General features: G+C 74.7%; 11 protein-coding genes. 6 read left to right on the top strand and 5 right to left on the bottom strand.

What is annotated here, in order from left to right; all coding sequences use genetic code 11:
• On the top strand, positions 1-1,399 hold a 1,399-nt coding region (locus J1M37_RS10080), incomplete at its 5' end, for an MFS transporter (protein WP_241251018.1).
• Here the strand turns inward: J1M37_RS10080 and purN are convergent.
• On the bottom strand, positions 1,386-1,949 hold the full coding sequence (gene purN / locus J1M37_RS10075; RefSeq protein WP_020621609.1) for a phosphoribosylglycinamide formyltransferase: 564 nt from the start codon (positions 1,947-1,949) through the stop codon (positions 1,386-1,388). The genes J1M37_RS10080 and purN overlap by 14 nt on opposite strands.
• A 109-nt stretch (positions 1,950-2,058) precedes the next feature.
• Between purN and J1M37_RS10070 the strand changes: the two genes are divergently transcribed.
• On the top strand, positions 2,059-2,433 hold the full coding sequence (locus tag J1M37_RS10070) for a hypothetical protein (RefSeq protein WP_342345144.1): 375 nt from the start codon (positions 2,059-2,061) through the stop codon (positions 2,431-2,433).
• A 10-nt stretch (positions 2,434-2,443) separates the two neighbouring features.
• On the opposite strand, the gene J1M37_RS10065 is transcribed toward J1M37_RS10070, so the two are convergent.
• Positions 2,444-3,808, bottom strand: coding sequence for a cell division protein PerM (locus J1M37_RS10065; RefSeq protein ID WP_245231978.1), 1,365 nt, complete (start codon positions 3,806-3,808; stop codon positions 2,444-2,446).
• Between the two features lie 160 nt (positions 3,809-3,968).
• Between J1M37_RS10065 and J1M37_RS10060 the strand changes: the two genes are divergently transcribed.
• The 4 genes from J1M37_RS10060 to J1M37_RS11600 all read left to right on the top strand — a co-directional run bounded on the left by J1M37_RS10060 (position 3,969) and on the right by J1M37_RS11600 (position 9,013).
• Positions 3,969-5,186, top strand: coding sequence for a glycosyltransferase family 4 protein (locus J1M37_RS10060; protein ID WP_061866968.1), 1,218 nt, complete (start codon positions 3,969-3,971; stop codon positions 5,184-5,186).
• A 169-nt stretch (positions 5,187-5,355) separates the two neighbouring features.
• Positions 5,356-6,306, top strand: coding sequence for an aldo/keto reductase (locus J1M37_RS10055; RefSeq protein WP_206452549.1), 951 nt, complete (start codon positions 5,356-5,358; stop codon positions 6,304-6,306).
• 157 nt (positions 6,307-6,463) lie between these two features.
• A complete protein-coding gene (gene gdhA / locus J1M37_RS10050; protein WP_020621604.1) occupies positions 6,464-7,804 on the top strand; it encodes an NADP-specific glutamate dehydrogenase in 1,341 nt (446 codons plus the stop codon).
• Positions 7,805-8,479: 675 nt separating this feature from the next.
• The gene (locus tag J1M37_RS11600; protein ID WP_241251017.1) at positions 8,480-9,013 is read left to right on the top strand and encodes a hypothetical protein; all 534 of its coding nucleotides are present in this window, start codon (positions 8,480-8,482) and stop codon (positions 9,011-9,013) included.
• Positions 9,014-9,153: 140 nt separating this feature from the next.
• Here the strand turns inward: J1M37_RS11600 and J1M37_RS10040 are convergent, their stop codons facing one another.
• From J1M37_RS10040 to J1M37_RS10030, 3 genes are all read right to left on the bottom strand, one after another.
• Positions 9,154-9,600 (bottom strand): acyl-CoA thioesterase, encoded by a 447-nt coding sequence (locus tag J1M37_RS10040; RefSeq protein WP_002853740.1) that lies wholly within the window; start codon positions 9,598-9,600, stop codon positions 9,154-9,156.
• A complete protein-coding gene (locus tag J1M37_RS10035) occupies positions 9,597-10,817 on the bottom strand; it encodes an App1 family protein (RefSeq protein WP_043275839.1) in 1,221 nt (406 codons plus the stop codon). Before J1M37_RS10035 ends, J1M37_RS10040 begins: the two co-directional genes overlap by 4 nt.
• A gap of 27 nt (positions 10,818-10,844) precedes the next feature.
• Positions 10,845-11,267, bottom strand: a 423-nt coding sequence (locus tag J1M37_RS10030) for a DUF6508 domain-containing protein (protein ID WP_206452548.1), incomplete at its 5' end; no start/stop codon positions are given.

Genomic DNA, 11,267 nt, shown 5'->3' with positions numbered 1-11,267 from the left:
CCCCAGCGCCGACGGCGCGCACCCCGGGCCCGCGCCCGACGTCGTCGCCCCCGACGCCGCCCTGCCCACCGGTGAGGCGGTCGTCCAGGAGCTGCCGTGGCGCTGGTCCGTCCAGGGCCGCATCTTCCTGATCGGCGGCCTGGGCTTCATGTTCGACGCGTGGGACGTCACGCTCAACGGCGTGATGATCCCGCTGCTGCGCGAGGAGTGGGCCCTGGACAAGGCCGACGCCGCGTGGATCGGCACCGCCAACCTCATCGGCATGGCCGTGGGCGCGTTCCTGTGGGGCACCATCGCGGACCGCATCGGCCGCAAGGCGGCGTTCGCGTGGACGCTGGCGATCTTCTCCGTGTTCACGATCGCGGGCGCGCTGACCGACTCCCTGCTGTGGTTCGCGCTGTTCCGGTTCGTGGCCGGCATGGGCCTGGGCGGCACGATCCCCGTGGACTACGCGCTCGTGGGCGAGTTCACCCCGCGCCGGCTGCGCGGTCGCGTCCTGGCCGCGATGGACGGCTGGTGGCCCGTCGGCGCCGCGCTGTGCGGCCTCGTCTCCGCCTGGCTCGTGGGCACGTGGGGCGACTGGCGCCTGCCCCTGCTGGCCATGGTCCTGCCGGCCCTGCTCGTGTTCGTCGTGCGCCTGGGCATCCCCGAGTCCCCGCTGTTCCTGATGAGCCGGGGCCGCGAGGCGCAGGCCCGCGCCGTCATCGACCGCATGGTGGCGGCCACCGGCGCACCCCGCCGGCCCTACGCGATGCCCCCGGCCGAGCCGGCCCGCTCCGGCGGCGTCGGCGCACAGCTCGCCGCGGTCTGGCGGTTCTCCCCGCGGATCACCGCGGTCGCCTGGGCCCTGTTCGTGGCCATCATGCTCGTCTACTACATCGCGCTGCAGTGGCTGCCGACGTTCCTCATCGACGCCGGCTACGCGGAGGGCCGCGCCTTCATCATGACCTCCGGCATGGCCGCGGCCGGCCTGCTCGGCGTGGTCGTGGCCACCGTGCTGATCGAGGTCACCGGCCGCCGCTGGCTGCTGGCCGTCAGCGCCGTCGTCGCGAGCGCCCTGACCGTCTGGCTGGCGAGCGTGCTGGACGTGCCCGCCGCGGTGCTGCCGCTCGTGCTGACGTTCGGCTTCGTGGTGCAGGTCGCGATCCCGGTGCTCTACACGTACGTCTCCGAGCTGTACCCGACGACGCTGCGCGCCTCCGGCTTCGGCTGGGCGTCGGCGGCCTCGCGGGTGGGCGCGGGCCTGGGCCCGCTGCTCTTCGTGGGCACGCTGGTCCCCGCCCTCGGGCTGCCGGGGGCGTTCGCCGTCACCGGCGGGCTCGTGGTCCTGGCCTGCGCGGCGATGCTGGCGCTGGCCCCGGAGACCCGCGGCCGCACCCTCGAGGTCAGCGCCGACTGAGCTCGCCGAGCACGCGCAGCAGCAGGGCCCGCTCCTGGACCTTGATGCGCTCGTGCAGCTCGGCCTCGGTGTCCGTGTCCAGCACGGGCACCGCGGCCTGCGCGAGGATCGGGCCGGTGTCCACGCCCGCGTCCACCACGTGCACGGTGCAGCCGGTGACCTTCACCCCGTGCGCCAGCGCGTCCCGGACGCCGTGGGCCCCCGGGAAGGAGGGCAGCAGGGCCGGGTGGGTGTTGAGGATGCGGCCCTCGAACCGCTCGAGCAGCGGGGCGCCCAGGATCCGCATGAACCCGGAGCACACCACCCAGTCCGGCGCGTAGGCGACGACGGCGTCCGCGAGCGCCTCGTCCCACGCGCGCCGGTCCGCGTGGTCCTTCGGGGACACCACGAACGTCTCGATCCCGTGGGCGCGGGCACGCTCCAGGCCGCCGGCGTCGGCGACGTCGGCGCCCACCGCGGCGATCTCCACGTCCAGGGCGCCGGAGGCGACGGCGTCGAGGACGGCCTGCAGGTTGGTGCCGGAACCGGAGACGAGGGCAACGATGCGCATGCGCCCATCGTAGGGTGAGGGGGTGTCCGCCCCCGTTCCCCCGTGGGGGAAGAGGCACGATGCACGGCTCCCGCCCCGCCCGCCGCAGGGCGCCCCGGATCCCGGCCGCGTGCGCACCGGCCGTGCCCTGCTGTGGCAGTCCGTGGCGCTGCTGGGGATGGTGCTCTCCTTCTCCCTCGTGCTGCCGTGGAAGCTGATCGCCCTCGCGCTGGGGCTGGTCGCCCTCGTGCTCGGCGTGCGCGTGTGGGTCACGAGCCGCGGCGCCGAGCGCTCGGGGCTGCCCCGCGCGGTGGCGTCCGCCGGCATGGCGATGGCGCTGATGGGCATGACGACGGCGGCGCTGCCGCTGCTCGCGTGGGACGCGACGGTCCAGCTCGAGCAGTGCGGCGCCTCCGCGCTCACCGTGCGGGCGCAGCAGGCGTGCGCGGACGAGTTCACCCGTCAGGTGGAGGAGCGCACGGGGGTGCCCCAGCTGCGGCCCTGAGCCGCGGGCGTCAGTCCCGCGCCCGGCGCGGGGACGGCCGGTCGCGCAGGCCCGAGGCGCGGTCGCCGGACCGCGGCACCGACGTCGTCCCGTCCCGGTGCCCGGTCACGGCCAGGGCCGTGAGGTAGCCGGCCGCGCAGCCCAGCGCGACCCACCCGGCGACGGCGGCGCACACCGCCCAGACGTGGGAGCCGATGTCCGTCAGCGCGCCGAGCCCGAGCGTCCCGGAGGTGAGGGCCAGCGGCACGAGCAGCAGCAGCCCCGTGAGCAGTCCGGTGAGCACGGCCAGGGCCAGCGTGGACAGTGTCAAGGACACCGCGCGGCTGCCGTGGCGGGTGTGCAGCCAGTCGTCGAGGTGGTTCTCCCCCTCCCGCAGCAGCCACACGCCGGCCACGGCGCCGGCGCCGATCGGCACGGCCAGCAGGAGCAGCTGCCACGGCGACCACGTCCCGGGCAGCGCACCCAGCGCCGGGAGGGCGGGCGCGGTGGCCGGCGTCGCGCCGAACACGGAGTAGAGGCTGTCCGCGCCCACGGAGAACCCCGGGCCCGCCGTCCACGCGATCGACCACGCGGTGAACGTGGGCAGCCAGCCGATCTGCAGCAGCGCCAGGAGCAGGCCGCCCAGCGGACCGCCCCCGATCGCCTCGGCCACGGTGACGACGGCGGTCCACTCGACGGCCAGCCGCCCCGCCACGAGCAGCGCGTTCAGGCCCGTCAGGGCGAGCACGGCGAGGACCGCGGCGCGCACCACGGACCAGGCGTACGAACCGGCCCAGCGTTCGTACTGCGAGCGCCGCGAGATCCGCTCCGTGAGGTCCAGGCCGATCAGGTGCGCCCAGGTGCCGGCCTCGCGCCGCGCCCCCGCGAGGGCGGCGACGCCGAAGAGCAGGGCGGGCAGCAGCGCCGCCGGGGCGGGGTGGGCCGTCAGCTCGTCCGTGCCGGGCAGGAACGCGACGGCCAGCCCCACCAGGGCGTAGGCCCCCACCGCGCCCACGAAGGCCTGCCACGCCTGGTCCCGGTAGGACGCGCGGGCCAGGCGCCGGCCGGCCCGCCAGGACAGCGCGAGCGGGAGCAGGGTCAGGCCCCACGGCACGAGCCACGCCGTGCCGGTGATGAGGTGGTCCGGCGCGGTGGGCATGGCCGTGGTCACGGTGACGGGCACCGCGTGCAGGGCCAGCCACAGGACGCCGCCCACCTGGACGGCGCCTTCGATGGTCGGCCGCTCGAACCCGCCGGTGGCCCACACCGCGAGGGTGGGGACCATGACCGCGAGCAGGCTGATCATCGCCGTGACGAGCGCCTCGACCACCCCCTGCAGCCACAGCGGCAGGGGGACGGGGCGCAGCAGACGGGGCGCAGCGGGGCGGGAACTCACCCGTCCATGGTGCCACCCGACTCCGGGCGGCGCCTGGACGGGGGCGGGCCGCGCGGGCCGGTGCGACGACCGTCACGCGCCCCGAGAGTTCACCGCGGGGTCACCGGGCTGTCGTCGGCGGGTGTCCCGGCCGTGGTCCGGGGTCCTTAGCGTCGGCCACGTGCGTGTCGTCGTGGTCGCCGAATCGTTCCTGCCCCATATGAACGGGGTCACCAACTCCATCCTCCAGGTGCTGCGGCACCTGCGGGAACGGGGCGACGAGGCGATGGTGGTCGCCCCGGCCGCCTCGTGGTCCGCCGGGTGGACCCAACGCGCGGGCGCCGGTGAGGCCCCCCGCGAGGTCGAGGGCTTCCCCGTGCGCACCCTGCCCTCCGTGCCCCTGACCGGGTACACCTCCGTGCGGGTGGCCGCCGGCACGGTGGGCCGGCTGCGCGGCATGCTCGCCGACTTCGCCCCGGACGTGGTGCACATCGCCTCCCCCTTCGTGCTGGGCTGGCGCGCGGTGCAGGCGGCCGAGGAGCTCGGCATCCCCTCCGTGGCCGTCTACCAGACCGAGGTCCCCGGCTACGCGGCCCGGTACGGCGCCCCGTGGCTGGAGGACGTGCTGTGGAGCCACGTGGCGCGCCTGCACAACATGGCCACGCTGACGCTCGCGCCGTCGTCGTTCACCGTCCGGCAGCTGCACCGCCAGGGGGTGCGACGCGTGCACCTGTGGGGCCGCGGCGTCGACTCCCGCCGATTCCATCCCGCCAAGCGGGACGAGGCGCTGCGCGCCGAGCTCGCCCCGAACGGCGAGAAGCTCGTGGGCTTCGTGGGGCGGCTGGCGCACGAGAAGCAGGTCGGGGACCTGCGGGTGCTCTCGGACCTGCCGGGCACCCGCCTCGTGGTCATCGGCTCCGGGCCGCTGCGCGAACAGCTCGAGCGGGAGCTGCCCGGCGCGCACTTCGCCGGCTTCCAGGGGGGCGAGGACCTCGCGCGCCACGTGGCCAGCCTGGACCTGTTCGTGCACCCCGGCGAGTCCGACACCTTCGGCCAGACGCTGCAGGAGGCGATGGCCTCGGGCGTGCCCGTCGTCGCCGTCGGCCGCGGCGGCCCCCTCGACATCGTGGACGCCTCCCGCACCGGCTGGCTCTACCCGCCCGGCGAGCTGGACGAGCTGCGCCGCCACGTCGCGGACCTCGTGTACGACGACGTCAAGCGGGCCGCGTTCGCCGACGCGGCGTGGGCGTCGGTGCAGGGCCGGACCTGGCCGGTGCTGTGCGAGCAGCTCGTGGGCTACTACGAGAAGGCGATCGCGGTGCAGGAGCGCCGCCGCGTGGAGCTGGCCCGCCGGCTGCTGACGGCGCCGTCGCTGCTGGCCGCGCGCGTGTTCGGCTGAACCCCGGGCCGGACGCCGGGCGGGCGCCCGGCGGTCCGGGTCTCGCGTCCGGAGCCGTGGCTAGGGTGGCGGGCATGGACGCCACCCCGCACCCCCGACCCCCCTGCCCGATCCCGCCGCGCCCCGCCGCCTCGCCGGCAAGGACGTGCACCCCGTCGGCCTCGGGTGCATGAACATCGTGCACGGCTACTCCGGATTCCTCGACGACGACGCCGCCGTCGACCTGCTCACCCGCGTGCTGGAGGACGGCACCGACCACCTGGACACCGCCACCCTCTACGGCGGCGGCCGCAGCGAGGAGCTCGTGGGGCGCGCGCTCGCCCGGGCGGGGTCGGACGTCCGCGAGCGCGTGCTGCTCGCCTCCAAGGGCGGGCTCGTGCGGGACGGGCAGCGGCGGATCGACGGCCGCCCGGAGACGCTGCGCGCGCACGTGGACGCCTCCCTGAGCCGGCTCGGCCAGGACCGGATCGACCTGTACTACCTGCACCGGCTGGACCCGGAGGTCCCCGTCGAGGAGTCCGTGGGGGCGCTCGCAGAGGCCGTCACGGAGGGCAAGATCGGGGCGATCGGCCTGTCCGAGGTCTCGGCCGTCACCCTGACCCGGGCCGTGGCCGTCCACCCGATCGCGGCCGTGCAGTCCGAGTACTCCCTCGCCACCCGCAACCCCGAGTGGGGCGTGCTCGAGGCGTGCCGCCGCCATGGGACCGCCTTCGTGGCCTTCTCCCCCGTCAGCCGCGGCCTGCTCACGGACGCGCCGCCGCGGCTGGGCGGGCTGGACGCGGGAGATCTGCGGCACCGGCTGCCCCGCTTCGCCGAGGGCCACTACGAGGCCAACCTGACGCTGCGCGAGGCGCTCTCGGCCGAGGCCGTCCGGCTCGGGACGAGCACGGCGGGGCTCGCCGTCGCCTGGGTCCTGGCCCAGGGCAAGGACGTCCTGGCGATCCCGGGCACCACCTCGTGGGAGCACTGGCTCGAGGACCGGGGCGCGCACGAGGTGCGGCTGACCCCGGCCGACGTCGCCCGGCTGGACGACCTCGTCAATGACGCGACCGTGGCGGGCCCGCGCTACAGCGAGAGCCAGCAGGCCAGCATCGACACCGAGGCGGCGCCGCCGCGCTGAGCCGAACGCGGGGCCCGGGGTGGCCCGCGTCTCATTTCGGCAACAGAGCGCACTCCCTGTCAGGATGGGCGTCAGGCACCGCGGCCTCCTCCGACCGCGGCGCGCCACGGCGGGGGCACCGCGGGGCGTCTCTACCCCGACGTCCGAGGAGGACACCATGAATGAGTCTCTGGAGACCCTGCGCGACGAAGTGTTCGCGCGCAACCCCGGCGAGGCCGAGTTCCACCAGGCGGTGTCCGAGGTGTTCGAGGCGCTGGGGCCGGTGGTGCAGCGCCACCCCCAGTACGTCGAGGCCGGGGTCATGCACCGCCTCTGCGAGCCGGAGCGCCAGATCATCTTCCGCGTCCCGTGGATCGACGACGCCGGCGTCGTGCAGGTCAACCGCGGGTTCCGCGTGGAGTTCAACTCGGCGCTCGGCCCGTACAAGGGCGGGCTGCGCTTCCACCCCTCCGTGTACCTCGGGATCGTCAAGTTCCTGGGCTTCGAGCAGATCTTCAAGAACTCGCTCACCGGCATGCCGATCGGCGGCGGCAAGGGCGGCTCGGACTTCGACCCCGCCGGCAAGTCCGACCGCGAGATCATGCGGTTCTGCCAGTCCTTCATGACGGAGCTGCATCGCCACATCGGTGAGCACACGGACGTGCCGGCCGGTGACATCGGCGTGGGCGCCCGCGAGATCGGCTACATGTTCGGCCAGTACAAGCGACTGACCAACCGCTTCGAGGCCGGCGCCCTCACCGGCAAGGGCCTGACGTGGGGCGGCTCGCTGGTCCGCACTGAGGCCACCGGCTACGGCGCCGTGATGTTCGTCGACTCCATGCTGCGCACGCGCGGCGAATCCATGGACGGTCAGCAGGTGCTGATCTCCGGCTCCGGCAACGTGGCCATCTACGCCGCGGAGAAGGCCGCCGCGCTCGGGGCCACCGTGCTCACCGCGTCCGACTCCTCGGGCTACATCGTGGACCCGGACGGCCTCGACCTGGACCTGCTCAAGCAGATCAAGGAGGTCGAGCGTGCCCGCATCTCCGAGTACGCCGAGCGCCGCGGCGGGCGGTCCCGCTACGTGACCGGCGGCAGCGTCTGGGACGTCGAGGGCACCGTGGCCCTGCCGTGTGCCACCCAGAACGAGCTCGACGAGTCCGCCGCGCGGACCCTGCTGAAGAACGGGGTGAAGGCCGTGGCCGAGGGCGCGAACATGCCCTGCACCGAGGCGGCCGCCCACCTGTTCGTCGACTCCGGGACGCTGTTCGGCCCGGGCAAGGCCGCCAACGCGGGCGGCGTGGCGACGTCGGCGCTGGAGATGCAGCAGAACGCCTCGCGGGACTCGTGGAGCTTCGACTACACCCACGACCGGCTCGAGCAGATCATGCGCGACATCCACGACCGCTGCGTGGAGACCGCCGAGGAGTACGGCACGCCCGGCAACTACGTGGCGGGGGCGAACATCGCCGGGTTCATCAAGGTCGCCGACGCGATGATCGCCCAGGGCGTGGTCTGAGGCCCGGCCCTGTCCCTTCCGTGATCCTCCGCCGCCCTGCGACATCACCGCCGTTCTGACGCGCGGTGATGTCGCAGGGCGGCGGTCGCTCAAGGGCGCCCGGCTCCTGCACAGGCCCCCCGACGTCGGGTGCCCTCCACCGCCGGCGCGGCCGACCCGTCGCGCCCCCGACGGGCCCACGAGACTGGGCCGCATGACCCTGCTCTCCGACCACTCGCGTGCGCTGCTCCCGGGACGCGGGCCCCTGCTCAGCGCGGCGGACCCTCACGACGGGGCGGCGCGGCGCCGTCTCGAACGCGCCTGGACCCGCGGGGTCCTCGTGCGGCTCTGCCCGCGCGTCTACATCAGCGTCAGCGACTGGGCCGCGCTGCGTCCGTGGGACAGGGCGGTCGTGTCCGCCGTCGCCCTCTCGATCGCCCGCCCCGCGACGGTGTTCACGGGCCTGACCGCGGCCCGGTTGCACGGTCTGGGGCCGGCCGTCGAGCCGCCCGTGCTCGAGCTGCGCGCCCCCTCGCCCGGGCATCACGGCGCCGGTCCGCTGACCCGCCGTCCCTTCGCCCCCTCCGTGGTGGCCCACGATCGCCGGCTTCCCGTCCCGCCGCGCCTCAGCCGGTCGAGGCCGTCCTGTCGGACGGGCAGAGCCTGGGAACCGTCCTGGCGGATCCGCTGCCCACGGTGCTGCTGGTGCTGGGGGCGGCCACCCCGTTCCGCGACGCCGTGGCCCCGCTGGACGCGCTCGTCCGAGCCCGGCCCGAGGAGGCCGCACGCTGGGCGAGGCAGGCGGAGAGCCGACTCAAATCCGCGGCCGCCCTCCGCCGATTCGAGCGGGCCTGGCACTTCGCGGACGCGCGGGCGGAATCCGCCGGCGAGTCCTACAGCCGGGCCATCATCCACGAGCTCGGCTTCGTCCCGCCCACGGCGCTGCAGCATCGCCACCGGGATGCGAACGGACGCGAGGTGGCCCGCACGGACTTCTGGTGGGAGCAGGTGCGGGTGTACGGGGAGTTCGACGGGCTGGGCAAGTACGACCTGTCGTTCTTCGACGGTGACGACACGGCCCGCCGCGCCAGCATCCGCCGGGAGAAGGAACGGGAGGTGGCCCTGCAGCTGGTCACCCGGGCGGGCGCGCATTGGACGTGGGGAGACCTCCTGCGGCCGGACCGGCTGGCGCGGATCCTCACCGCCGCGGGCGTCCCCCGCTCGGTCTGATCCACGGCCGTCCCACGGGCCCGGTCCCGACTCGGCGAGCCCGAGCGGCGGACCTCCGCTCTGCGACATCGCAGCCGTGCTGCACGGCGGTGATGTCGCTGGGCGGCTGCCGGGCAGTCAGCAGCCCACATCAGCCTGCCTCAGCCGGCCAGCGCCGCCCGCTGCTCGGGGCTGATGCGCACGGGGCGGCCCGTCTGCCCGTCGACGAACACCATGACGGACGTCGCGGTGGCGCAGAGGGTGTCGTCGACGCCGTCGTGCAGGGCGTAGCCCACGTGCACCGAGGCGGCCTTCACGGCGTCCACGCTCACCACCACGCGCAGTGGCACGGGGCGGTAGGGCATCTGGGCCCGGTACTTCACGGTGTGCTCGGAGATGAACGTCCGCACACCGGGGGCCACCCCCTCGAGCAGGTCGATCGGCGGGGCCTGCCCGCCACCGGCGCCGGTGTTCGCGGGCACGCCGAAGGCCGCCACGCGGGCCTCCTCCAGCAGCTGCACCACGGCGATGTTGTTCACGTGGCCGTAGGCGTCCATGTCCGCCCAGCGCAGCGGGATGCGGACCTCGACGGAGCGCGAGGCGGTCATCGGGCGGCCTCCTCGTCCGCGGACCGGCCGTCGCGCTGCGCCGCGGCGTCGAGGGTCGCCGGCGCCTCGTCGTCGCCGAGGATGTCCTCGCGCCAGGCCTCGGGCTGCACGTCCACGAACTCGACGGGCAGGATGCCCAGGTCCTCGAGCTGATTGGACAGCGTGGCCCCGTCCGGGCCGTAGCACCACGGGATGCCCGGGGTGGAATGGCGGGTGTCCTCCGCCCGACCGCCCGCGAGCAGCGCCTGCGAGGGGGTCAGCTGCCGGATGACGATCGCCTTGACCCGGTCGGGGTGGCGCTGCGCGAACTCGGCGTAGATCTCGGGGTCGTGCTGGCCGTCGTCGCCCACCAGGATCCACTGGATGTCCGGGAACTGCTCGGCGAGGCGCTCGAGCTGGACCCTCTTGTGCTCCTGACCGGAACGGAACCAGCGGTCCCTCGTGGGCCCCCAGCTGGTCAGCAGCAGAGCGCCGAGCGGGTAGAGGTTGCGGCCCAGGAAGCGGGTGAGGGTCTGCGCCACGTTCCACGCGCCCGTGGACAGGTACAGCACGGGGGCCTTCGGCTCGAGCTCGGCGATCCGGCGCAGCAGCACGGCGATCCCCGGAGTGGGCGTGCGGGCGTGCTCGTCGATCACGAACGAGTTCCAGGCCGCCAGCAGGGGGCGGGGCAGCGAGGTGACCACCACGGTGTCGTCGATGTCCGAGACCAGGCCGATCCGCGCGCCCGGCTCGCAGATGTACAGGTCCATGACGGCGTGCTCCTCTTGGCCGCCGACGTGGAGGGTGGCGGTCTGCCAGCCGGGCTCCAGCTCGACGTCCAGCACGACGTCGACGACGCCCATCCGGTCCGTGCGCACCGTGGTGCGCAGGTCCCCCACCTGCACCTCCACCTCGGCGTAGGCCATGGGCGGGGCCACGAAGTTGCGCCAGCCGCGCACGCCGTCCGCCACCACCTTCGACAGCCGACGGCCGTTCATGAACTCCTCGTCGGAGGCGATCACCACACGGGAGAGGATCCGCACCCAGCTGGTGCTGCCGTAGCCCGTGAACGCCATGACCGTCGGCACGTTGCCGGCACGCAGCGCGCGGGCGCGGTGCCAACGGTTCCACCCCTCCTGCAGGTGCGTGGCGACGTTCTCCACGGGAGTGGGGTCACCGGAAGGGGCCAGGCGGCCGCGCCGGGGCGCGGGCGTGGGGGCGTCGGAGGCTGCGGGCATGCGCCCAGTATTCCGCACCGTGCGCTCTCAGCGGATCTCGGGGACCAGCGCGGTCAGGCGGTCCAGCATGCGGCCGACCTTGCCGTTCTCGATCGCGGCGGCCACGTGCCCGTCCGCGAACCGCTCGCCGCGCACCAGGTAGGTGAACAGCGTGCCGAGGTCGGCCAGGGACGCCTCGGCGATGCCGGCCTCGCTCACCCGGTCCACGTTCCGCAGGTAGTCGACGTCGATGCCCGCCAGCTCCTGCGCGGCCACGAGGCCGGGGAACACGCGGTCGTCGTAGTCCGGGTAGACGCCGCCGAGGGTGCCGGGCGCGGGGGCGCCGTAGGAGGCGATCGGCCGGGCCTCGGTGCCGTAGCCGGCGGCGAGCAGCTCGCGCAGCGCACGCACGGCGGCCACGCGCTGGGGCGTGGGGGTCTGCGGGCCGGTGAGGGTGGCGTCGTCGTCGGG

The sequence above is a fragment of the Micrococcus sp. KRD012 genome (genome assembly GCF_017168555.1).
GTDB lineage: Bacteria > Actinomycetota > Actinomycetes > Actinomycetales > Micrococcaceae > Micrococcus > Micrococcus luteus.
This window is presented reverse-complemented; position numbering and strand designations above follow the sequence as displayed.